The 23142-nt window shown below is 65.9% G+C and carries 24 protein-coding genes and 1 pseudogene; 16 read left to right on the top strand and 9 right to left on the bottom strand.

The genetic code is table 11. The features are described from left to right. Positions 1-28: 28 nt before the first annotated feature. The gene (locus GSQ87_RS11325; protein ID WP_216839233.1) at positions 29-943 is read right to left on the bottom strand and encodes an alpha/beta fold hydrolase; all 915 of its coding nucleotides are present in this window, start codon (positions 941-943) and stop codon (positions 29-31) included. 367 nt (positions 944-1310) lie between these two features. Between GSQ87_RS11325 and GSQ87_RS11330 the strand changes: the two genes are divergently transcribed. After that, complete coding sequence (locus GSQ87_RS11330; RefSeq protein WP_158915543.1) at positions 1311-2177, top strand: aldo/keto reductase; 867 nt, start codon at positions 1311-1313, stop codon at positions 2175-2177. Positions 2178-2364: 187 nt separating this feature from the next. Further along, positions 2365-3186, top strand: coding sequence for an alpha/beta fold hydrolase (locus GSQ87_RS11335; RefSeq protein WP_158915544.1), 822 nt, complete (start codon positions 2365-2367; stop codon positions 3184-3186). 66 nt (positions 3187-3252) lie between these two features. Here GSQ87_RS11335 and GSQ87_RS11340 read toward each other — a convergent pair whose 3' ends face one another. Beyond that, the gene (locus GSQ87_RS11340; protein WP_158915545.1) at positions 3253-3627 is read right to left on the bottom strand and encodes a darcynin family protein; all 375 of its coding nucleotides are present in this window, start codon (positions 3625-3627) and stop codon (positions 3253-3255) included. 73 nt (positions 3628-3700) lie between these two features. Here GSQ87_RS11340 and GSQ87_RS11345 point away from each other — a divergent pair, with 73 nt between their 5' ends. From GSQ87_RS11345 to GSQ87_RS11350, 3 genes and pseudogenes are all read left to right on the top strand, one after another. Beyond that, a complete protein-coding gene (locus GSQ87_RS11345) occupies positions 3701-4351 on the top strand; it encodes a TetR/AcrR family transcriptional regulator (RefSeq protein ID WP_158915546.1) in 651 nt (216 codons plus the stop codon). 260 nt (positions 4352-4611) lie between these two features. After that, positions 4612-4812, top strand: a pseudogene (locus GSQ87_RS23100) (LysR family transcriptional regulator); the annotation flags it as partial. A gap of 33 nt (positions 4813-4845) precedes the next feature. Further along, positions 4846-5550: a LysR substrate-binding domain-containing protein gene (locus GSQ87_RS11350; protein WP_254062892.1), complete on the top strand. Its 705-nt coding sequence runs from the start codon at positions 4846-4848 to the stop codon at positions 5548-5550. A 6-nt stretch (positions 5551-5556) separates the two neighbouring features. Here the strand turns inward: GSQ87_RS11350 and GSQ87_RS11355 are convergent, their stop codons facing one another. After that, on the bottom strand, positions 5557-6711 hold the full coding sequence (locus GSQ87_RS11355; protein WP_158915548.1) for a zinc-binding dehydrogenase: 1155 nt from the start codon (positions 6709-6711) through the stop codon (positions 5557-5559). Positions 6712-6982: 271 nt separating this feature from the next. Between GSQ87_RS11355 and GSQ87_RS11360 the strand changes: the two genes are divergently transcribed. Next, a complete protein-coding gene (locus GSQ87_RS11360) occupies positions 6983-7195 on the top strand; it encodes an alkylphosphonate utilization protein (RefSeq protein WP_254063139.1) in 213 nt (70 codons plus the stop codon). 21 nt (positions 7196-7216) lie between these two features. Here the strand turns inward: GSQ87_RS11360 and GSQ87_RS11365 are convergent, their stop codons facing one another. The 4 genes from GSQ87_RS11365 to GSQ87_RS11380 form a co-directional block, all read right to left on the bottom strand. Then, complete coding sequence (locus GSQ87_RS11365; RefSeq protein ID WP_158915550.1) at positions 7217-7510, bottom strand: hypothetical protein; 294 nt, start codon at positions 7508-7510, stop codon at positions 7217-7219. A gap of 71 nt (positions 7511-7581) precedes the next feature. Then, on the bottom strand, positions 7582-7881 hold the full coding sequence (locus GSQ87_RS11370) for an EscU/YscU/HrcU family type III secretion system export apparatus switch protein (RefSeq protein ID WP_158915551.1): 300 nt from the start codon (positions 7879-7881) through the stop codon (positions 7582-7584). Beyond that, complete coding sequence (locus GSQ87_RS11375; protein ID WP_158915552.1) at positions 7878-8918, bottom strand: flagellar hook-length control protein FliK; 1041 nt, start codon at positions 8916-8918, stop codon at positions 7878-7880. The genes GSQ87_RS11370 and GSQ87_RS11375 overlap by 4 nt, the downstream gene beginning before the upstream one ends. Positions 8919-9024: 106 nt before the next feature. Then, on the bottom strand, positions 9025-10356 hold the full coding sequence (locus tag GSQ87_RS11380; protein ID WP_158915553.1) for an MFS transporter: 1332 nt from the start codon (positions 10354-10356) through the stop codon (positions 9025-9027). Positions 10357-10568: 212 nt separating this feature from the next. On the opposite strand from GSQ87_RS11380, the gene cyoA reads away from it, so the two are divergent. Genes cyoA through GSQ87_RS11415 form a run of 7 tightly spaced genes read left to right on the top strand, consistent with a single transcriptional unit; the run spans position 10569 to position 17321 of the window. After that, on the top strand, positions 10569-11657 hold the full coding sequence (gene cyoA / locus GSQ87_RS11385; RefSeq protein WP_158915554.1) for a ubiquinol oxidase subunit II: 1089 nt from the start codon (positions 10569-10571) through the stop codon (positions 11655-11657). 5 nt (positions 11658-11662) lie between these two features. Next, the gene (cyoB, locus tag GSQ87_RS11390) at positions 11663-13666 is read left to right on the top strand and encodes a cytochrome o ubiquinol oxidase subunit I (protein ID WP_158915555.1); all 2004 of its coding nucleotides are present in this window, start codon (positions 11663-11665) and stop codon (positions 13664-13666) included. 46 nt (positions 13667-13712) lie between these two features. After that, a complete protein-coding gene (cyoC, locus tag GSQ87_RS11395; protein WP_371416694.1) occupies positions 13713-14306 on the top strand; it encodes a cytochrome o ubiquinol oxidase subunit III in 594 nt (197 codons plus the stop codon). Then, positions 14303-14692 (top strand): cytochrome o ubiquinol oxidase subunit IV, encoded by a 390-nt coding sequence (cyoD, locus tag GSQ87_RS11400; protein WP_158915557.1) that lies wholly within the window; start codon positions 14303-14305, stop codon positions 14690-14692. The genes cyoC and cyoD overlap by 4 nt, the downstream gene beginning before the upstream one ends. Positions 14693-14720: 28 nt before the next feature. Next, a complete protein-coding gene (locus GSQ87_RS11405) occupies positions 14721-15494 on the top strand; it encodes an SURF1 family protein (RefSeq protein ID WP_158915558.1) in 774 nt (257 codons plus the stop codon). Next, complete coding sequence (locus GSQ87_RS11410; RefSeq protein ID WP_216839235.1) at positions 15491-16798, top strand: ATP-binding protein; 1308 nt, start codon at positions 15491-15493, stop codon at positions 16796-16798. The genes GSQ87_RS11405 and GSQ87_RS11410 overlap by 4 nt, the downstream gene beginning before the upstream one ends. After that, entirely contained in the window at positions 16788-17321 is a 534-nt protein-coding gene (locus GSQ87_RS11415) for a response regulator transcription factor (protein ID WP_158915559.1), read from the top strand. The genes GSQ87_RS11410 and GSQ87_RS11415 overlap by 11 nt, the downstream gene beginning before the upstream one ends. 12 nt (positions 17322-17333) lie before the next feature. Here the strand turns inward: GSQ87_RS11415 and GSQ87_RS11420 are convergent, their stop codons facing one another. Beyond that, entirely contained in the window at positions 17334-18578 is a 1245-nt protein-coding gene (locus GSQ87_RS11420; RefSeq protein ID WP_158915560.1) for an FAD-dependent oxidoreductase, read from the bottom strand. 182 nt (positions 18579-18760) lie between these two features. Here GSQ87_RS11420 and GSQ87_RS11425 point away from each other — a divergent pair, with 182 nt between their 5' ends. The 3 genes from GSQ87_RS11425 (at position 18761) to GSQ87_RS11435 (ending at position 21826) form a co-directional block, all read left to right on the top strand. Continuing rightward, positions 18761-20170, top strand: a complete 1410-nt coding sequence (locus GSQ87_RS11425; protein ID WP_158915561.1) for an MFS transporter — start codon at positions 18761-18763, stop codon at positions 20168-20170. Between the two features lie 58 nt (positions 20171-20228). Beyond that, entirely contained in the window at positions 20229-20825 is a 597-nt protein-coding gene (locus tag GSQ87_RS11430) for a YcxB family protein (protein WP_158915562.1), read from the top strand. A gap of 275 nt (positions 20826-21100) precedes the next feature. After that, positions 21101-21826, top strand: coding sequence for a hypothetical protein (locus GSQ87_RS11435; protein WP_158915563.1), 726 nt, complete (start codon positions 21101-21103; stop codon positions 21824-21826). 152 nt (positions 21827-21978) lie between these two features. Here the strand turns inward: GSQ87_RS11435 and GSQ87_RS11440 are convergent, their stop codons facing one another. Then, entirely contained in the window at positions 21979-23136 is a 1158-nt protein-coding gene (locus GSQ87_RS11440; protein WP_158915564.1) for an acyl-CoA dehydrogenase family protein, read from the bottom strand. Positions 23137-23142 lie beyond the last annotated feature (6 nt).

The following is a 23142-nucleotide window of genomic DNA, read 5'->3' on the forward strand; positions in this document are numbered from 1 at the left end:
CGCAGCCGGCGCGCTCCCGGACGTTCGCTCAGGCCCGCATTCTCTCCGCGACCGGCGGGCTGACCCGTTGAGCGATTCGGACGATGAAGTCGGCAGTGCGCTGGGGCTGGGTCACGGGCAGCATGTGGCCGCCGCCTGCGATCAGCTCCAGCTCGAGCCCGGCGATCTTGCCGACCATGGCTTCGCCGTGCAGCGCGGGGTCGAGGATACGGTCGCCCGTGCCGAACACCACGCCCACCGGCATGTCCAGCGAGGCGTAGCGCTCCGACAGACCCGGCAGGTCTTCGCCCAAGGCCATCAGATCGGTTGACGCCGAGTAGAAGGTTCGCGGGTGCAAGCTGAGCAACTCCGCGCCCTTGCCCGCGAAGTCGTCCGGGGGCGTTTCGGGTCCGAACAGGATCTTGGCCGCGGGTTCCTGCTGGGTGATGGCGGCCGGCGCCGCGATCGTCCAGGCCACGATCCACCTCAACCAGGGGAACGGAATGACCAGGCCGTTGAACAGCGGCGGCACGGTGGTCTGCGGGTGGGTGAGCGGGGCGATCAAGGCCAGGCCGCCGACATGTTCGGGATGGTCGAGGGCGACCGTCAACGCCACCGCGCCCCCAAGGGAATGCCCGACCACCAGAGGACTATCCAAGCCAAGCACCTGGATGAACTCGGCGATGGTCTTCGCCTGGCTTCCCAATCGCGCAGAACTATGGGCGCCTCGATTGGAGTAACCGGACCCGGGACGCTCCACAACGATGACCCGGTAGCGATCCTTCAGCTTGTCGACCAGGGCGTAGGTGAAATCGCCCATCTGGCCGCCCAGACCATGGATCATGACGATGGCGGGACCCGCCCCGACATCAAGGTAGTGCAGCCGCACGTCATCCACGTCGATGAAGCGACCTTGAGGCGGCGCAGCCTTCTCGATCCACCGCGCCGCGCCTCCAGAAAACAACGCGAGGCCTCCGCCGATAACCGTAGCTAGGCTCGCCCCGCCGAGGAGCCACCGTCTGGCGCTAGTCATCGTTAAGCACCCAGGCTCTGCGGACGCCCGCCACCTGACGGCGACGAGGCCGCCATCCTGGCAAGCCTGCAAACCGCGACAGCAATATCCAAAGGCGTGGCCGTCAACTTCATGATCTTGCACGATCCCAGCCAATTGAGCCGCTGCGATTGCGGAACACATTTCGCCGCCATTCGCTCCCTTCGGCTGGATTCAAAATTGGCGCGGACATGCGCCCTTCCCGGCAGCCGCGCCCCTACCGCCGTCGCGGGCCGATGCTTAAGTCGGCTCAGCCCCGCCCAACCTCAAGGATCGTAGAATGACTGACATCAACGCCCGCGCTTCCGGCCAGTTCTCGATCGGCGGCGACGCCCCGGTTGTGCGCCTCGGCTTCGGGGCCATGCGCCTCACCGGCCCGGGCATCTGGGGTGAACCGAAGGACCGCGCCGAAGCGATCCGTGTGCTCAAGCGCCTGCCCGAGCTCGGTGTGGACTTCATCGACACCGCCGACAGCTACGGCCCCTTTGTCAGCGAAGACCTGATCGCAGAGGCGCTGCATCCCTACGATGGGCTGTTTGTGGCCACCAAGGGCGGCCTGACTCGTTCCGGCCCGAACATCTGGGAACAGGTCGGCCGGCCCGAATACCTGCGCCAATGCGTGCAAATGAGCCTGCGCCGGCTGAAGGTGGACGTCATCGACCTCTGGCAGCTCCACCGCATCGATCCCAAGGTTCCGCGCGACGAGCAGTTCGGCGTCATCGCCGACATGCTGAAGGAAGGATTGATCCGCCATGCCGGCCTCAGCCAGGTCGGCGTCGAGGAGATCGAAGCCGCCCGCAAGGTGTTCAAGGTCGCTACGGTGCAGAACCGCTACAACCTCGCCGACCGCACCGACGAGGCTGTGCTGGATCACTGCACCGCCAACGGGATCGGCTTCATCCCCTGGTTCCCGCTCGCCGCCGGCGATCTGGCCAAGCCGGGGGGCGAGCTCGACCTCATCGCCAAGGCCCACAATGCGGCGGTCAGCCAGATCGCTCTGGCCTGGGTGCTCAAGCGCAGCCCGGTCATGCTGCCCATCCCCGGCACCAGCCAAGTCAGCCACCTGGAAGAGAACGTGGCCGCCGCCCAGATCCAGCTCACAGACCAGGAGTTCCAGACTCTGGACCGGCTCGCCAAGAAGAGCTGAAGCTATCGAGCTTAACGCGCGGGTCGGCCGGATGGACGGCCCGCGCCGTTTGCATTCACCCCGCCGACGAAGCGACCGACAGCACCTGAAGATATTCCTCTGATCGCCGCCTCTCGCTGTATGCTTGTCGGCGGCGGCCAGGACGGCGGCCGAATTTCCTCCCCTCTGGGATCAGAAAGGACCCGTCATGGGCACGATCACCACCAAGGACGGCACGGAAATCTATTACAAGGACTGGGGCGCCGGCCAGCCGGTCGTATTCAGCCATGGCTGGCCGCTCAGCTCCGACGCCTTCGAAGACCAGATGTTCTTCCTGGCCTCGCAGGGCTTTCGCTGCATCGCCCACGACCGCCGGGGCCACGGCCGTTCCAGCCAGCCCTGGACCGGCAACGACATGGACACCTACGCCGACGACCTCGCGGCCTTGGTCAAGGCGCTGGACCTGAAGCACGCCGTCCACGTGGGCCACTCCACCGGCGGCGGCGAAGTCGCCCGCTACATCGGCCGTCACGGCACCAAGCGTGTGGACAAGGCGGTGCTGATCGGGGCCGTGCCGCCGCTGATGCTCAAGAGCGAAGCCAATCCCGAAGGCACGCCGATCGAAGCGTTCGACCAGATCCGCGACGCGGTGGTCGCCGACCGTTCGAAGTTCTGGAAGGAGCTCAGCATGCCCTTCTACGGCTACAATCGTAAGGGAGCCAAGGTCTCGGAAGGCGTGCGGGACTCGTTCTGGCTACAGGGCATGATGGCGGGCTTCCCGGCCTCCTACTTCTGCGTCAAGGCGTTTTCGGAAACCGACCTGACCAAGGACCTGAAGGCGTTCGACGTGCCGACCCTGATCCTGCACGGCTCCGACGATCAGATCGTGCCCATCGCCGCCTCGGCGATGCTGTCGTCCAAACTGGTCAAGGGCGCCGAGTTCAAGATCTACGAAGGCGCCCCCCACGGCATGTGCACGACGGAAAAAGACAAGGTCAACGCCGACCTGCTGGCCTTCCTGAAGGCCTGACCCAGGGCTGTCCCGCTGCAGGGCGACCTGCAGCGGGGCTTGGCTCTTGGAATGCCTCAAAGCGGTCTACGCCGCCAGCGGCTGGCGCCCATAATTGACGGCGTAGGCGTTCTCCACACCCGGCAGGATTTCCACGATCGCGAAATAGCGATCCCAGAACGGCGTCTCACGCAACGCCTCGACTAGAAGCTGGTAGCTGTGATGGTTCGTCGCCTCCCAGACCCAGACATCGGTCACGCGGGTCGCATAGAACTCCACATCGTAAAAGCGCAACCGGACATCGTCCGCATACTGCCTGAGCACCGGTTCCACATGTTCGCCGAGCAGGCGGAAACGTTCATCGGGCGGAAACGCCAGCCATTCAGGCAGGCTCTTCACCAGCATGAACACGGTGATCTCGGGCTTGGCTTTCTCAGCGAGAGGGGTCGTTTGAGCGGACATGGGTTTCTCTTGCATCTTTCTGACGTCCGCTAGAATGTGAGCAATCGCTCACATCCGATACTCGTCTTTCCCCATGGCCAAACCTCTCGACCCAAGCCGCCTCGAACCGCGCAAATCCCCCGCCCAGGCGCGATCGGCCGCCACCGTCGGCGTCATCCTGGAGGCGGCGGCTCGCATTCTCGAGGAGCGCGGCTTCGAGGCCTACACGACCAATGAGATCGCCCGGCGCGCCGGGGTCGGGGTCGGCTCGCTCTACCAGTACTTCCCCCGTAAGGAGGCGATCACGCGAGCGCTGATCCAGCGGGAGACGGCCATCCTGCTGAACGAGATCGCCGACCTGGGCGCCGAACCGAGCGGTCGTGCAGGCTTGAGACGGTTGATCCAGGCTGCGGTCATGCATCAGCTCAGGCGTCCCGCGCTCGCCCGCCTGCTCGATTTCGAGGAACGCCGCCTGCCTCTCGACGCCGACGTCGCCAACGTCTCGGATACGATCTGCTCGATCCTGGAGGATCTCCTGGGCAGGCCCGACCTGCCCGCGCAATCTGATCCGGCCACCGTTGCGCGCGACTTGCTGGCCCTCACGAAAGGCATGGTGGACAGCGCCGGAGAGCGTGGCGAGACCGCCATGGAAAGTCTTGAGCGGCGTGTCGGCCGAGCCGTATTTGGCTACCTACAGATGCAATTGGATGAAATTGCCCAAGCAGCTTCATTTTTCAAGAAATGATGTTGAAATTCAGGCAAATTCGGACACAAATTAACTTAGATCAGGTCAAAGCCGACACTCTCTGCACGCATGTATAAAATTTAACTCAGCAAACTGGCCGTTCTCGCGTAAATCTTGAACAGAGGCCCCGCATGCGACTATTCGCCGACTGGAGCTTGGCCATAAATGCGTCCAGTCTAGGGTCGTGATTGAGTACCTAGCTGGCGTTGTGAGTTTAAACATTTGCAGCATGGCCTGGGAGGCTGCCGCAGTCGGCAATCATGGAGTCGTCACCTACAATCCAGAAGCTTCCGTCCCTCGCCGCTCTGAGCCATCTCGAAGCAGCCTGTCGCCTCGGTAGCGTCACTCAAGCGGCCAAAGAGCTGGGCGTAAGCCACGCCGCCGTCAGTCAGGCGATCACGGGCCTGGAGACCCGCTTCGGCAAGCTTCTAAACCGCCGAGGCAAGGGCGACTGGAGGCCGACGCCAGCGGCGAAGGCGCTCATAGCGGGATATTTGCGCGCGACCAGCACCCTGGCCAGAAGCGTCGCCTCCGCCGAGTCCGAGCCCGCGGAAAACAGCTTCCGTATCCGTGTCGATCAGGCTTTCGCCAACGGTTGGCTGAGCCACCATACGGCCTCGCTGATCGCCGAGTTTCCGAACGTGGTGGTCGGCGCCCGCGAAACCCATGGACCCGAGAGCCTGGTGATCAGCCGCTCGGACTTGAGCCGAAAGTTCAGCGCGTCGGCGGAACTGTTCCGGGATGTCTTGATGCCGGTCTGCGCGCCGACCCTGCTCGATCGTTTCGCGTTCAACTCACCCGCCGACCTGGTCCAGGCGCCGCTGATCTGCGGCAACGCCATCTATTGGAGGAACTGGTTCGAAGCGACCGGCGTCGACCCCGACATCAAGATGCGGACGATCATCATGTCCGAACAGAGCCTGCGCATCCGCTGCGCAACCCAAGGGCTCGGCATAACCTTGATCAATCCGGTGTTCGCCCTGCCCGAACTCGAGAGCGGCGCACTGGCCATCGCCTCCCAGACCATGCTGCCCAGACCGTCGCCCTATCGCGCCTACTGGCGTAGCGAAGACGAGAACCTGCCGGAAATCCGGCGCCTGGTGGATTGGTTCTACCGGGTGACGCGGGGAACATTCACCAGCCTCGCAGCATCCGCCGCCTGCCAGCCCGTCCTGATGACTTCCGCCATCGCCGCCTGAAGCGACTTAAACGCGACCGCCTTCCATGTCCTTGTGCGGTACGATGAGGTACTTCTCGCCCGTGGCGCGCCTACTGTAGGCCCTGATCAAGTCAGGCGACAACGCTTCGGCCAGCGATATCTCCGCTACATATTTACTGGCGAATGTCGTCGTCAGCTCGGCGGCGACCCGATCGCGCAACCGCTGGGCGTCCTGCGGACCGATCTTCTCCATGAACCAGGTCATCAGCCAGCCCCCGACGCCCCAGGCGATGCCGAACTTGCGATCGATCTCGGTCGGCCGGGTGTCAAGCCCGCCATAGATGTAGACCTGCTTGTGGACCGACGAACCATAGCGATTGTAGGTCGTCGCCTTACGATCGATAGCCGCCTCCATGCAGGCCAGGATGGTCCCGATCAGGGTCCCGCCGCCGATCGCGTCGAACGCCAGGGTCGCGCCGGTTTCCACAAGCGCCTCGGTCAGGTCGGCGACGAAGGCGGGGGTCGTGCTGTCGAGCACGTGCCGGGCGCCGATCTCGCGCAGGATGGCCGCCTGCTCGGCGCTTCGGACGATGTTGACCAGCGCGATCCCGTCAGCGAGGCAGGCCCGATTCAGCATCTGCCCAAGGTTCGACGCGGCGGCGGTGTGGACCAGCGCGGTGTGACCCTCTCGGCGCATGGTCTCGATCATGCCGAGCACGGTCAGTGGATTGATGAAGGCGGACGCCGCCTGCCTCGCCGTGGTCCCTTCCGGCGTCACCAGGCAATCGGTCGCCTTGGCGACGCGATATTGGGCGTACATGCCGAAGGTGCGTGTCGCGAGCATACGCCCGAGCAACGCCTGGACACCGGCCCCGGCGCTAACGACCACGCCGGCGCCCTCGTTACCGACCGCCATGGACTGGTCGAGCCGCGCCACCACCCCCGCCATTCGCGCCTGCGGAATGGAAGCCGTCACCGTCGGCCGGTCAACGGTCCCGCCGACCCGGATGGTCGATACGTCGGCGGGGCCCAGCAACAGGCCGAGATCGGATGGATTGATCGGCGACGCCTCGATCCGGATGAGCACCTCGTCCGCCGCCAGGACCGGCAGCGTCACCTGCTCGAGCGAGAGTTCGAGCGTGCCGCTCGACGTGATCTTCGACCGTAGCTCAAGCCCGGATAGGTTCGTCGCGTTGGCCATGGACCCGCTCTTCACTGTTTAATGCTGAGGTGAGGCCCGTCAGCCGCCGCGTCAATGGGTGCGTCAGGCGCACCGGAGCGCATTGCCAATCCACTCCAGGGGCGGACTTCGCTGGCCCTTGCCCCCGGCAGCCTCTAAGCCGCTGACGACATTGCATTCGAACAGGAACGGCATGAGCGCGGGAAGCGACGAGGACTTCGTTTACGACGAGGTCACGGGCGAATGGATCAACCCGGGCGAAGTGGTCGCCCTCTCGGCGGCTCCGACCGGGGTGGTGGTCCGCGACTCCGTCGGCAACCTGCTGGCGGACGGTGACAGCGTGGTCCTGATCAAGGACTTGAAGGTGAAGGGCGCCAACCAGGCGCTCAAGCGCGGCACGCTGATCAAGTCGATCCGGCTGACCGGCGACGAACAGGAAATCGACTGCCGATACGAGGGCATCAAGGGCCTGGTACTGCGCGCGGAATTCGTCAAGAAGTCCTAACTCGACGCGCCGGACGAACGCCTAGGCTTGGCCGGCGAGGAGCAACCACCGCCGGGGCCACTTCCAGCCCAGCGCCTTCACCTGACCAGCCGCCAACCCCATCGACTTGATCGCAGCCGGGGAAAGCCGACACATGCCTTCGACCGGCTCGACGCCCCCATGCGGGCTCGACGCGATGACGCCGGCGCCGAGCGCGCGATCGGCGGCGGCCCATTCGGCCCTGGCCTGGTCGTCCTGGGCGACGGCGTAGAAGTGACGTAGCGGAACGGCGTGGTCGATCTCGACCAGCACCCCCACCAGCCAACCTCCCGCCATGCTTTTCAATCCGCGCTTTTCGCAGGGCCAGCCCGCCCCCGCGAGCTTCTACCCGCCCCGGCCTCGCCGACCTAGCGCTTCGCCGCCGATCTGGGCCGTTTCGCGGGGCCGATCTGTCCAGAGGCGCGGAGCACGAAGCCGATCACGATGGCCACGGCCTGGTAGAGCTCCTTGGGAATCTCGCGATCGAGCTCGATCGCCGAGAGAGCTTCGGCCAGGGCCGGATTCTGTTCCAACGGCACCCCATGCTGGCGTGCGGTGTCGACGATGGCCTGCCCGACGTCGCCGCGCCCCTTGGCCACCACCCTGGGCGCGTGGGGCTTCTCGTAGAAAAGCGCGACCGCCAGAGGCCCTTTGGACGTCTCGCTCATACCACCCGATCCGTGAACCCGCCCGGCGGCCGGACGGCGGCGCTGGGAGCGCCGGGAAAGACCGCCACCTGGGCGGACAGACCCTCTTCCTCCAGAATATCGGAAAGCTCCGCCTGGCGCTGGGTCAGGCGGTCGAGGGTCTCGCCGTCCTCGGCCCACAAGGCGACGCGGACCTTGCCGCCGCTCATGGCGATCTTGGCGTGCACCGGGCCCATGGGATCGACGTCGAGCGAGAATTTCGCGCGCCAGACCGGCTCGTCCTCGTCTTGGCCGTCGGCGGCGCCGTCCCGGTCGATCTCGAACTGGGCGATGGAAGCGCCCTGGGGCGTCGCGAGCGGGATTTCGAACAGCCAGCCGCGCTCGGCGGCGTCGCCCGGGGCCCGAGCGCCGCTCTGGGCGGACGCCGCCTGCATCAGCACCTGGCGCGAGATCGCCGCGCCCGTCTCCTTGGCCAGGCGCGCCATCGCCACGTCGGGAGCCACGTCCTGAGTGAGATTGGAAACGACGGCCGGCTGGCCACGCGTCGGACCGCCCAGATAGGGCGGCGCCGGAGCTGGGCCGGCGGCGGCGGCGCGCACGTTGGACCCGCTATTCGACGTCGCCAGCGCCTGGCCTAGGCTGAGCAGAGCGGCCTTCAGGTCGCCGTCCGTTGGCGCGTCGGCGTTGGCGAGTTGCGCCTCCAGGAACAGACCGGACTGGGCCACCGCCTGTTGCAGGTCTTCGGCGCTGGGCGGCGGCTCCAAGGGAAGTTGGAGCGCCAGGACCTGCTGCGCCGTCGCCTGCACCGTGTCCGGAAGGTCCACGGACTCCAACGCCGCGCTCAAGTCCGCGAGCAGCGAGGCCAGACCGCCCTGCTGGCCGACGGCGGCGCTTATCGCGGCTTGCAGCGCCGAGGGCTGGGCGACAATCTGCGCCAACGTAGCGCCGGCCGGCGACTGAGCCGGAGCGTCGCCGCCTGGACGCGATGCGCTGACAGCGACCCCGTCCCCCGCGATCGACACGCGCGAAGTGATCGGCAGGAGCGGCCCGGTCGTCACGATCTTGATCCGGCGAATCGAGACATGGATCGAGCCTAGGCTCGGCCTATGAACTGGTCCTTAAGTCCTCGCAGCCGCGCGGGGGAGACGGGGGCAGGTCCGGCGGCTAGCCGTCCTGGAGCTCCAGCTTGCGGTTGATGGTCAGCGCGATCACCGTGCAGACGGCGCCGGAAAGCAGATAGGCGCCCGAGGATATCAAGCCGAAATGGCTGGATAGGGCCAAGGCGACCAGCGGCGCGAAACCGGCGCCGACCAGCCAGGACAGATCGGAGGTCAGGGCCGCGCCAGTGTAGCGATACCGGCTGGAGAAGTTGGATGTCACTGCGCCCGCGGCCTGGCCGAACGACAGACCCAGCAGGGCGAACCCCAGCACCATGAAGACAATCTCGCCCACGCCGCCCGCGCCCAGCAGGACCGGGGCGAAGACGCTGAACACTGCGATCAGGCCCGCGCAGATCGCCAGCAGGCGCTTGCGCCCGATCTTGTCCGCGATCAGCCCGGAGGCCGCGATCGCCACGATCCCGACCGCACAGCCCGCCATCTCCAGAATCAGGAAATTGCCGCTGCCCTCCTTGGTGAACAGATAGACCCAGGACAGCGGGAACACCGTGACCATGTGGAACAGGGCGAAGCTGGCCAGGGGCGCAAAGGCGCCGATGATCACGTTGCGGCCTTCCGCCCTGAACATCTCCCTCACCCGGGTCGGCTCCAGCTCGCGGCGCTCCAGCAGAGTGGCGAACTCGTTGGTCATGACCAGCCGCAGACGGGCGAACAGCGCCACCACGTTGACCGCGAAGGCGACGAAGAAGGGATAGCGCCAGCCCCACTCCAAGAAGTCGGCCGAGGATAGGTTGATGACGAAGAAGGCGAACAGGGCGCTGGCCAGCAGCAGGCCGAGCGGCGCGCCGAGCTGGGGCATCATGGCGTACCAGCCGCGACGCGCGGGCGGCGCATTCAGGGCGAGCAGGGACGACAACCCGTCCCACGCGCCGCCCAGGGCCACGCCCTGGCAGATGCGGAAGAAGCACAGCAGCGCCACCGAGCCCCAGCCGAGCTGGGAGAATCCCGGCAGGAAGGCCATGGCCGCGGTAGAGCCGCCGAGCAGGAACAGGGCGATGGTCAGCTTGACCCCGCGCCCGTGCCGGCGGTCGATCGCCATGAAGATCACCGACCCCAGCGGGCGGGCGAGGAAGGCGAGCGCGAACACGGCGAACGAATACAGCGTACCCGTCAGCCGATCGAAGCTGGGAAACACCAGTTGGGGAAACACCAGCACCGAAGCGATCGCGTAGACGAAGAAGTCGAAGAACTCCGACATCCGGCCGATCACGACGCCGATGGCGATCTCGCCTGGAGACACCCTGTCCTGGTGGGAGGAGACGCGTCTGGCGTCCCGCTCCAGCCCTGACGAGGACGGCAGGGTGAAATCGCCGCTCATGATCTCGACCTCGCTGCTTGGCGGCCAGGGGCGATGGTAGCCGGCGCCCACGACGCACGACCGTCATTGTAGTCCCTAAACGGCCGTCGCATAGCCGCACTATTGGACAAACGGTCCAAGGCGTGCACCCTTGGACAAACGGTCCAATCCAGTCGGCGCGCCGGCTTTGATAATTGCACGTCGCTGCACTGCACCATCGTCAGCAGACCGGTATGCATTTGAGACGCTCGCGACCCATCCTCCTGCTCCCCGTGTTCGGCCTCCTGGCCGGCTGCAACATGGTCACCATGCACCCGTCCGGCGACGTGGCGGTGCAGCAGCGCGATCTGATCATCGCATCGACCCTGCTGATGCTGCTGATCATCGTTCCAGTCATGCTGCTGATCGCCCTGTTCGCCTGGCGCTACCGGCAGTCCAACACCGCGGCGACCTACGATCCCGAATGGCATCACTCCACCCAGCTCGAGGTGGCGATCTGGTCCGCGCCGTTGGCGATCATCGTGGCGCTCGGCGCGCTGACCTGGATCAGCACCCACGTGCTGGACCCCTACCGGCCGATCGCGCGGATTTCGCCGACCCAGGCCGTCCCCCAGGGGATCAAGCCGCTGACGGTGGAGGTGGTCGCGCTCGATTGGAAATGGCTGTTCATCTACCCGGACCTCGGGATCGCCACGGTGAATGAACTGGCGGCGCCGGTGGATACGCCGATCGCCTTCAAGATCACCGCGTCCTCGGTGATGAACTCCTTCTACATCCCGGCGCTGGCCGGCCAAATCTACGCCATGCCGGCCATGGAGACCAAGCTGCACGCCGTGATCAACAAGCCCGGCGAATACGAGGGCTTCTCCGCCAACTACAGCGGCGAAGGCTTCTCCGACATGCACTTCAAGTTCCATGGCATGAGCAACGCGGACTTCCAGCGATGGGTCCAGACGGTGAAGGCCGGCGGCGGCGGCGCGCTCAATCGCGCGGACTACCTGCGGCTGGCCATGCCCAGCGAGCGTGACCCGGTCCATCGCTACGCTGTCGTGGCGCCGGACCTCTACGAGGCCATCCTCAACGAGTGCGTGGACAGCTCCAAGATGTGCATGAGCGACATGATGCGCATCGACGCCCACGGAGGCCTCGGCCTGCCCGGCGGCCGCAACCTGGTCGCCACCGACTACGAAAGCCTGCGCCGGCGAGACGGTCGACGCGCCAGAACCTATGTGGCGTCCATCTGCGAAATCCCGGGGGCGGCGGACCTGAAGAGTCGCCTTGCGCAAACCCGCCCGCAGACCCGCCTTTTGAACGACAGGTAGCCCGAATGACCTTCAATGCGGACTTTTGGAGGTTCGTGTTCGGCCGCTTCACGCTGGACGCGCTTCCCCTGCACGAACCGATCCTGATCTATACCTTCATCGGGGTGGCGGTGATCGGGATCGCCCTGCTCGGGGCCATCACCTACCTGAAAGCCTGGAAATATTTGTGGACCGAGTGGTTCACCAGCGTCGATCACAAGCGGATCGGGGTGATGTACATCGTGCTTGGCCTGGTCATGCTGCTGCGCGGCTTCTCCGACGCGATCATGATGCGTGCACAGCAGGCGCTGGCCTTCGGGCACAACCAGGGCTACCTGCCGCCGCACCACTACGACCAGGTCTTCACCGCCCACGGCGTGATCATGATCTTCTTCGTGGCCATGCCGCTGGTCACGGGCCTGATGAACTTCGTCGTACCGCTGCAGATCGGCGCGCGCGACGTGGCCTTTCCCTTCCTGAACAACTTCAGCTTCTGGATGACGGTCGGCGGCGCGGTGACGGTGATGATGTCGCTGTTCGTCGGCGTCTTCGCCCGCACCGGCTGGCTGGCCTATCCCCCGCTGTCGGGCATCGCCTACAGCCCGGACGTGGGCGTGGACTATTACATCTGGGCGCTCCAAGTGGCCGGCGTCGGGACCCTGCTGTCGGGGGTCAACCTGATCGCCACCATCATCAAGATGCGCGCGCCGGGCATGACCCTGATGCGGATGCCGATCTTCGTCTGGACCTCGCTATGCACCAACGTGCTGATCGTGGCCGCCTTCCCGGTGCTGACCGCGGTGCTGGCCCTGCTGTCGCTGGACCGCTACGTCGGCACCAACTTCTTCACCAACGGGTTCGGCGGCAACCCGATGATGTACGTCAACCTGATCTGGATCTGGGGCCACCCGGAGGTCTACATCCTGATCCTGCCGGCCTTTGGCGTCTATTCCGAGGTGGTCTCGACCTTCTGCGGCAAACGCCTGTTCGGCTACGTGTCGATGGTCTACGCCACAATAGTCATCACCATCCTGGCCTACCTGGTGTGGCTGCACCACTTCTTCACGATGGGCTCAGGCGCCAGCGTGAACTCGTTCTTCGGGATCACCACAATGATCATCTCGATCCCGACGGGCGCGAAGATCTTCAACTGGCTGTTCACCATGTATCGGGGCCGCATCCGCTTCGAGCTGCCGATGATGTGGACACTCGCCTTCATGTTCACCTTCGTGATAGGCGGCATGACCGGGGTGATGCTGGCGGTGCCGCCATCGGACTTCGTGCTACACAACAGCCTGTTCCTGGTCGCCCACTTCCACAACGTGATCATCGGCGGGGTGCTGTTCGGCATGTTCGCCGGCATCACCTACTGGTTCCCCAAGGCCTTCGGCTTCAAGCTCGACCCGTTCTGGGGCCATATGTCCTTCTGGTTCTGGGTGGTGGGCTTCTACTTCGCCTTCATGCCGCTCTACGTCCTGGGGCTGATGGGCGTGACCCGCCGGCTGAACCACTTCGACGACCCGTCGCTGCAAATCTGGTTCGTCATCGCCGCCTTCGGGGCCCTGCTGATCTTCATCGGCATCATCTCCTTCATCGTCCAGCTAGTGGTCAGCTTCATCAAGCGCGAACAGCTGCGCGACGTCACCGGCGACCCCTGGGACGGGCGTACGCTGGAATGGTCCACCGCTTCGCCGCCCCCCGCCTACAACTTCGCCTTCACGCCCATCATCCACGACCATGACGCCTGGTGGGACATGAAGAAGCGCGGCTACACCCGGCCCATCCAAGGCTTCCATCCGATCCACATGCCCAAGAACACCGACGCGGGCGTGATCCTGGCCGGCCTCAGCGTGGCCATCGCGGTCGGCATGATCTGGTACGTCTGGTGGCTGGCGGCGGTGAGCTTCGTGTCCCTGATCGTCTTCGCCATCGCCCACACCTTCAACTACAAGCGCGACTTCCACATCCCGACGGAGGAGGTCGTTCGGACCGAAGCCGAGCGGACCCGCCTGCTCACGGAAGGGGCGTAAGGCCGTGTCGACCTCCCTGGACATCGCCCCCGCCGGCTCCGAGCCGGTGAGTTTCTACGTCGCCGAAGAGCACGGCCATCATCCGGAGAACGGGACCCTGCTCGGGTTCTGGCTCTATCTGATGAGCGACTGCCTGGTCTTCGCGGTCCTGTTCGCGACCTACGCCGTGCTCGGCCGCAACTACGCCGCCGGTCCTTCCGGGGCGGACCTGTTCGAGCTGCCGACGGTGGCGCTGAACACCTCCATGCTGCTGCTGTCCTCCATCACCTATGGCTTCGTCATGCTGGCGGTGGAGAAGGGCAAGCAGACGCCTGCCCTGGTCTGGCTGGCGATCACCGGCCTGTTCGGCATGGCCTTCGTCGGGCTGGAACTGTCGGAGTTCGCCCACCTGATCCACGAGGGCGCGGGGCCGCAGCGCAGCGCCTTCCTGTCGTCCTTCTTCGCCCTGGTCGGCACCCATGGACTGCACGTTAGCGTCGGCATCATCTGGCTGATCACGCTGATGGTGCAGGTCAAGCAGCGGGGCCTGATCCCCGAGAACAAGCGGCGGCTGATGTGCCTCAGCATGTTCTGGCACTTCCTGGACGTCGTCTGGATCGGCGTCTTTTCGTTCGTCTACCTGATCGGAGCTCTGCGATGAGCGCGGGAACGCAAGACGGCCACGCGCCGCCGGGATCGCCCCACGGCGAGGAGGCGGCTCACGGCTCGCTGGCCGGGTATGTGACTGGCTTTGTGCTGTCGGTGATCCTGACCGCCATCCCGTTTTGGCTGGTCATGAACCATGTGCTGCCCACCGCCGTCGCCACCACCCTGGCGGTCATGGCCTTGGCCGTGGCCCAGATCTTCGTGCACATGGTCTTTTTCCTGCACATGAACACCAAGTCGGAGGGCGGCTGGTCGATGCTGGCGCTGATCTTCACGCTGGTCGTGGTGACGATCGCGCTGACCGGATCGGTGTGGGTGATGTTCCACCTCAACGCCAACATGACGCCGATGTCGGCCCACGACATGCGCAACGCGCCATGACGGCCGGGACCGAAACGCGCCGCGCCGCGTGACCACGACGTCCGGGATCGCGGCGGCCTCACGACGGCGATCTCCTGCGGCTCTCGCCGCCCTGACGGTGCTGATCCTGGCGACCATCGCCGGGCTGGCGGCGCTCGGCACATGGCAACTGCAACGGCGGGTCTGGAAACTGGACCTGATCGCGCGCGTGCAGCAACGCGTCCACGCCGTCCCGCTCCCCGCGCCAGGACCATCGGCCTGGCCACAGATAAGCGCCGACCATGATGCTTACAGGCGGGTGCGCGTCGGCGGCGTACTGCTCAACGACAAGGAGACCCTGGTTCAGGCGGTCACCGAACAGGGCCCCGGCTTCTGGGTGCTGACGCCGCTGCGCACCCCGCAAGGCTTCCTGGTGCTGGTCAACCGGGGCTTCGTTCCCCCCGAAAGACGCGACCCCGCCACCCGGCCAGCCGGAGAGATCGCCGGCGAGACGACGGTTGTCGGACTGATGCGCATGAGCGAGCCCAAGGGGGGCTTCCTGCGCGCCAACGCCCCCGCCGGGAACCGCTGGTATTCGCGCGACGTGAGCGCCATCGCGGCGACGCATGGCCTACCGAACGTGGCGCCCTACTTCATCGACGCCGACGCACATCCCAACCCCGGCGGCTGGCCCCTCGGCGGCCTGACAGTGATCGCCTTTCCGAACAGCCATCTGGTCTACGCCATCACCTGGTACGGGCTGGCCTTGATGCTGGCCGGCGCGTCGGCCTATCTGGCGTGGAAAGCGCGCCGCGAACGCCGTGCGTCGGAGAGCCCGCCTTGAGAACCGACCCCGTCCTCGCCCCGCCGGAGGACGCGACTGGCCGTAAGAACATGCTGCAGCTGATCCAGCTCCGCTGGATCGCCGTGGTCGGGCAGGTGGTGACAATCGCCAGCGTGCGCTGGCTGTTCGGGATCGAGCTGCCGCTCGTTCCGATGGCGATGCTGCTGGCCTTCCTGGTGCTGCTGAACATCGCCAGCCTGCTGCGCCTGAAGGCCCGCGCCAGCGTCAGCAACGGAGAACTGCTTCTCGCGCTGGTCCTGGATGTGTTGGCCCTGACCGGACAGCTCTATCTCAGCGGCGGGGCCACCAACCCGTTCATCTCGCTCTATTTACTGCAGGTGACGCTCAGCGCGGTGCTCCTGGAGGCCTGGTCCACCTGGGTGATGGTGGTGATGACGGGCGTCTGCTTCGCCGGCCTGATCGTGATCTTCCGCCCGCTGGAGCTTCCCCACCCCCATCTGCACGACTTGTTCAAGCTGCATATTCGCGGGACGCTGGTCTGTTTCGTGCTCGACGCGGCGCTGCTGGTAGTGTTCGTGGTGCGCATCGGCCGCAACCTGCGCGCGCGCGATGCGCGGCTGGCCGACATGCGCCAGCAGGCGGCGGAGGAGGATCATATCGTGCGCATGGGCCTACTCGCCTCCGGCGCCGCGCACGAGCTGGGTACGCCCTTGGCCACCCTGTCGGTCATCCTCAACGACTGGCGACGCATGCCGGTGCTGGCGGCGGATGCCGAGTTGCTGCAAGAGCTGGACGAGATGGAAGCCGAGGTGCAGCGCTGCAAGGCGATCGTCACCGGCGTGCTGATGTCGGCCGGCGAGGCGCGTGGGGAGGCGCCGGTCGTCACCACCGTCAAAGCCTTCCTCGACGACATCGTGCAGGACTGGCGCGCGACCCGGCAGGTGGCGGAGTTCGCCTATGACAACGCCTTTGGCGACGACCTGCAGATCGTCTCGGACTCCGCACTGAAGCAGGTCATCTGCAACGTGCTGGACAACGCGGCCGACGCCTCGCCACGCTGGATCAGCTTCTCGGCCACGCGCGAGGACGAGGCCCTGGTGCTCGCCGTCCGCGACGCCGGCCAGGGCTTCGCGCCCGAGATGCTGGCCAATCTCGGCAAGCCCTACCATTCCACCAAGGGGCGGCTGGGCGGCGGTCTGGGCCTGTTCCTGGTGTTCAACGTGCTGCGCAAGCTCGGCGGCGGGGTGGCCGCGCGCAACCGCGCCGGTGGCGGAGCGGCGGTCACCCTCACCCTGCCCCTCGCCGCCCTGGCCCTCGACAGGGGAAGCCCCCATGCCGGCTGATCGCCTGCTGCTGATCGTCGAGGACGACGAGAAGTTCGCCCGCACGCTGAAGCGGTCCTTCGAGCGTCGCGACTATGAGGTCGTGCTCGCGGCGAGCCAGGAGGATGTGGCCGAACTGCTCGGGGTGTGTTCGCCCAACTACGCCGTGGTCGACCTGAAGCTCGCCGCCTCGTCGGGCCTGGCCTGCGTCCAGGCGCTGCATGCGCACGATCCGGCCATGCTGATCGTGGTGCTGACCGGCTTCGCCAGCATCGCCACGGCGGTGGAGGCGATCAAGCTGGGCGCCTGCCACTACCTGGCCAAGCCCTCCAACACCGACGATATCGAGGCCGCGTTCGGCCGGGCGGCGGGCGACGCCACCGCCCCGCTCACCGAGCGCGCCACCTCGATCAAGACCCTGGAGTGGGAACGCATCCACGAGACCCTGGCCGAGACCGGCTTCAACATCTCCGAGACCGCGCGGCGACTGGGCATGCACCGGCGCACCCTGGCGCGGAAGCTGGAGAAGCGGCAGGTCACGTAGGGCTGGCCGCCTTCAAACCTGATGCGGCGCGCGGAACCTCGAATACAGGTCGGCCAGGACGCTCACCGCCTGCTCCGACTCGGCCCGGTCGGTGGTTTCGTTCAGGTCGCCATAGCCCTTCATGTCGCCACCATGGACCGCCTGCACGACGATGCCGTCGCGCCGGGGCACCACGCTGACGCCGTTGTAGTACAGCCCATAGTTCAGCTCCGGCTGCGGGATCAGCCAGCCGATCTGGCCGCGCACGGGCGTGATCGTCTCATCCTTCCACAGGGCCCGCCCGCCGTAGCCGGGACAGTTGATCACCACCTTCTCGGGAAGCTGGGTCAGGTCGGACGGTGCATGGAACTCGCGCTGGCGGATCTGGCCGCCCGCCGCCAGGAAGTCGGCCATCAGCGTATGGCCATAGTCGGCGATGTTGAAGATCATCATCTCGGAACGATAGACGTAGGGGTCCTGGAACGGCGTGCTTCCGGCCGGCAAGAGTTCCTCGCGCGGGGTCAGGTCCCGGATCCTGGAGCGATAGCTGGCGAAACCGAGCGGATCGGGCCGGTCGCCGATGGCGTCGCGTTGTTCTTGCGAGAGATCGAAGATCGAATACTGGTCGACCCACTCCACCGGCGTGCCGGGAAGCCCCAGATAACTCCGATAGGTCTTGAACGAGGTCCGCGCCATCTGCTCCCACAGCTCGCCGAAGGCCGGGCCCGCCGCCTGGGTCAGGGCGATGCGCGAGTCCGGCGTCCAGGCGCCGGTCGCCCGCGACGAGCGGGTCTGGGGCAGCAGGTCCTTGGCGTAGATCGTCACCTTGGCCCCGGCGCGCTGGGCCAGGATGGCCGAGGTCAGGCCAAGCGCCCCACAGCCGATCACCGCCACCTCGCGCGGGCTGTTGGCCATGGCCTTGCGCACCGCGATCGTGCCGGAGCCCCACGACAGCGACCAGCCGCTGCCACCGTGCCCGTAGTTGTGGACCACCAGGGTGTCGCCGATCTGCTCGGTGTCGAGTCTCGGCCCCGCCGCCCGGAACGGCCGCAGGCAGACGGTGAGGTCGAACAGGCGATCAGTATGGGCCCGCAATGGCGCCAAGGGCGGTACGGGGTCGAAATGCGATGGGCCGGCGTTCGCCTGCCTGGCCGCGGGACCTGACGCGCCGGAGGCGGTCGCACATCCGCCCAGGCCCAGCAAACCCAGCCCTCCGAACAGCGCGGACCCGCGCAACAGGCGGCGCCGATCCAGCGACGTGGTCTCACGAGACGACAAGGCGAACTCCTTCGCGGCGACCGTAGAGCTGTAGCTTTGCGGACAGCACAGCCGATAGCGTTCGTACCCAAGCACGCCGTCGATTTGAAGCTTTGTTCGCTTGCTTTCTCGCCCAATACGCGAAACGCTTCCCCCATACGATAAGCGCGGTCCACGGAACGAGACCGGCGCAGGGAGGCAATATGTCGATCGACCTTGAGCTCGGCTCGCCGCCGGCGCCACGGTATTCCCGTGGCTATTTGATCTGGGCGATGACGCTGCTGTTCGTCGTCTACACGTCGAACTTCGTGGACCGGACGATCCTTTCGGTGCTGCAGCAACCGATCAAGGAGGACCTCAAGCTTTCCGACGGCCAGTTGGGCCTGCTGGGCGGTTTCGCCTTCGCCATCCTGTATTCCACACTGGGCGTTCCCATCGCGCGACTGGCCGAAAGCCGCAGCCGCAAGACCATCATCACCGCCTCCCTGGTGGTCTGGTCGGCGATGACGGCCCTGTGTGGCTTGGCCAACAACTACCTGTCGTTGTTCGCCTTCCGCGTGGGGGTGGGCGTCGGGGAGGCCGGGGCCAGCCCGCCGGCGCATTCGCTGATCGCCGACTACTTCCCGCCGCGCAGCCGGGCCACGGCGCTGTCGATCTATTCGCTGGGCATTCCGATCGGCGTGCTGCTGGGCTCGGTGCTAGGCGGCGTCATCGCCCAGCGCTACGGCTGGCGGCCGGCGTTCCTGATCGTGGGCATACCCGGCCTCGTGCTCGCCCTGCTCACCCAACTGACCTTGAAGGAGCCGCCGCGCGGTCATTCCGAAGGGGGCGAGCTCGCCGGTTCACCCGTCCCAAGCTTTCGCGACGTGCTTCAGCGGCTCGGCAGCCGCCGGTCGTTCCTGCATGTCGCGCTGGGCGCCAGCCTGACCTCGTTCGCCAGCTACGGCATCGGCGCCTTTTCCGCCCCCTACTTCATCCGCACCTTCCACCTGAACCTGACCCAGGCGGGTCTGGTGCTGGGCCTGATCAGCGGCGTCGCCGCCGGGGTCGGGACCTTGGGCGGCGGTCTGGTGACCGATCGGGCGGCGCGGCGCGACCAGCGCTGGTACGTCTGGGTTCCCGCGATCGGGCTGGTGATCGCCGCCCCACTGTATGTCGCGGGCTATCTGGCCCCGAGCTGGCCGCTGGCGGTGTTCATCCTGATCTTCCCGCCGATCTTCCAGTACAGCTATCTCGGCCCCAGCTTCGGGGTCATGCACAACATGGTCAGCCCGCGGATGCGCGCGACGGCGACGGCACTGTTGTTCCTGATGATCAACTTCATCGGCCTCGGCTTCGGTCCGACCCTGGTCGGGGTCGCCAGCGACCTGTTCGCCGCCCACCACTTCACCGCCCACGCCGGGGCCGTCGGGGCCTTCACCGCCCTTTGCCCCGGCGGCAAAGCGGCGGCGAGCGCACCGGCGGCGCTGAATGCGGCCTGCCATGGTGCCTCGGCCTATGGGGTACGCTGGGCCATCGTGGTCTGCACGGCGATCTATCTATGGGCGGCGGTCCACTACGCATTGGCCGCGCGGGACCTGCGCAAGGACCTGACGCCTGTCGTCGGCGGGTGACCTCCGGGCCGTCGGCGGCTAGGTTCGCCTCCACCAAGGCTTTGCAGGGTCAAACACCATGACGCAGACGGCGGAGGTCGGCGGGGAGAGCCCGTTCTTCGAAGGCCTGTCTATGGGCAAGGTGGCGAGCCGGCTGATCCTTGGGCCCTGGCGCTTCGCCAGACCTTTGCTGATCGTGGCGATCCTGGTCCTGGGCGCGGCGACCATCCTCGTCATGATCTACCTTCCGCCTTCGGCCGCGGAATGGACCTTCGCTCCGGTCTCGGTCTACGTCGTCGTCCTGCTCGCCGCCGCCTTCGCAACGCGGCGACTGATACGCCAGGTCAGCCTGAAGCGATGGTACGCGCGCGGCACGCCGCACAACGTCCAACTCATGGTCCGCATCAGCGACGAAGGCTTCCGCATCGAGGCCGAAACCGCCACGACCATCCTGCACTGGCCGTTCGTGAGCGAGATCACCACCGAGAAGAACTATTGGTTCGTCTACGTCGCCGCGCAAATCTACTTCGTTCCCCGCCGCTTCTTCACCGACGCGCAGCAGGAGCGGGCGTTCGTCGCCGCCGTGCTCGACCAGTTGCCCCCGGTCGCCCGCACGCGCAGCCGCAAGGCGGAAGACTATGTCGCCGGCCGCCTCGCCCTGACGCAGGTGAAGTGAACTAGCCTGCAGTCCAGGTCGGCGCCTACGTCAAGAGTAGGCGAAACGTCGGGTCACCGTCCTGTACCGCCGCTCGATCGGGGTCCGCTCTCAGCGTTGGGACGAACGACAAATGTCGACCCAAAGCGGTCTTTCTGCGCGGAGATGAAAGGCGCGCGGGGGCAGAGCGCCACTGAGGGACGCTCGGGCGATCATGTGATCTTGACTCAATCTGTACGCGCAAGTCAGCTAGGTTGCCGCGCTCGACGCGGAGATGCAGCTTTCGGAGACGCACCATGATTCCGGGCGAATACGTACCTGCTGAGTCATACAATGAACTGCTGCCTATTGCGGCGGCTAGTAGGGAGTACAAACGCATCCAGGGAGATCGCGTGGTTGATCGGCTCCTTAGCATAATTGCTGCCATGGGACTAGAAGAGCAACTGGGAATTCGTTTGCTTCATAAGCACAACGATACTGATTGCGATGAGTTGATGGTCGAGACAGCGGAAATTGATGATGAAGGTTTTTGCCTAAGTACGCGGAGATTGAAGTGCGGGGAGGTTGCAGACGCTGTCCCAAACAGCTGGCGTGAAGTGGCGGGACGTTTTGTCCCCGTCGAGTACTCCCAACGATCTCTTGTCAATGAAGACATACCACCTGACGCGCTCCAAGCGGCTCTTGCGCGAATTGGAGCGGCACTTAGAAGTACGGGAACATCGAATCTGCTCGGGCCGTGCCTGAACTACAGTGCCTCCGTTTCAGCATGTGCGCCGACATCCAGTGCCGCGCTGCTGGAGAAAACTGATTTCGAGAACGTAGCGAATGTGGTGCGCTTCGTTGACCGCAATAGCGCAGAGTTCACCAACAGCGCGAAGACGAAGTGGCACGCCTCTTACATGATCGATGGGGACGGGAAGAAACATTGGCTGACCGCTTGCAACTGCTTCTGCTCGGTATTTCCAAGCGGAGGGCACGAGGGAACGAAGACCCACAGGTACAATCCTAGCGAAAACGAGTAGGAAGTTAGACCCGGACCGCGCCGCTGCATAAACGGCGCGGTCATGTTCGCACGGTCAGCTTCCCACCCGTAGCTGCCGACATTTCAGTCCGCTTTCGGGAGATAGCTAAGCATAGCGCAACGCAAACTGGACGTTCAAAACCGTAGGCGGGCTCACCCCACAGCTTCCAACTCCCCGGATCGATCCAGCATCTCGTACCGGCGCAGATGGAAGTCCGACGAGCCCAGCGCCTGCTCAATCATCGCCGCGCGCTTGAAGTAGTGGCTGAGCGCCAGCTCCTCGGTCAGGCCGATGCCGCCGTGGACCTGCACCGCCGCCTGCCCGACCGCCGTGCAGGCGCGCCCGACATGGGCCTTGGCCGCCGACACCGCCCTCGCCCGCTCCAGCGGCGGCAGGTCGAGTTTCAGGGTGGCCATGTAGGTCATCGACACCGACTGTTCCTGGCGGATGAACATGTCGACCATCCGGTGCTGCAGCACCTGGAAGTCGGCGATGGCGTGGCCGAACTGGCGGCGTTGCTTGGCGTAGTCCACCGTCTGGCGGACCATCTCGCCCATCACTCCCAGCGCCTCGGCGCATAGGGCCGCGCGCGCCTCGTCCAGCGTCGCCTCGATCCCCGGCAGGGCTTGGCCCTCCTGGCCGAGAAGAGCGTCCGCGCCCAGCATCACCCCGTCCAGGGTGATCTCAGCGGCGCGCCGGCCGTCCACCGTGGGGTAGTCACGCAAGGTCACGCCGGGCGCATCCTTGCCGACCAGGAACAGCGATATCCCCTGCCCCTCCCGGCGGGCGCCGGACGTGCGGGCCGTGACCAGCAACTTGGACGCCCACGGCGCGGCCGACACCACGGCCTTGCGCCCATCCAGCCGCCAGCCCGCTCCGTCGCGGCGCGCAGTGGTGGAGACGTCGGCCGGATCGTAGCGGCTGGTCGGCTCGCCCCAGGCCAGGGTGGTGATCAGCTCGCCGGCGATGATCTGCTCCACCGCCGCCTTGGCCGCCGGGCTGTCGATGCGCTTGAGCAGACCCGCCCCGATGACCACGGTCTCCAGATAGGGCTCCACCACCAGGGCCTGACCCAGCGCCTGCATGACGACGAGATTGTCCACCGGCCCTCCACCCAGACCGCCCAGCTCCTCGGGCAAGGCGGCGCCGAGCACGCCCAGGTCCTGGGCCAGGGCGCGCCAAATCTCGGGCCGCCAGCCGGCCTCGGTGGCGATGGCCTTGCGGCGCGCCTCGAAGCTGTAGGTGTCGGCGAGGAAGCTCGCCAAGGAATCGCGGAGCAGGCGCTGCTCTTCGCTGAAGCTGAAGTCCATGGACGC

The organism is Caulobacter sp. S45 (assembly GCF_009765965.1).
Taxonomy (GTDB): domain Bacteria; phylum Pseudomonadota; class Alphaproteobacteria; order Caulobacterales; family Caulobacteraceae; genus CAHJWH01.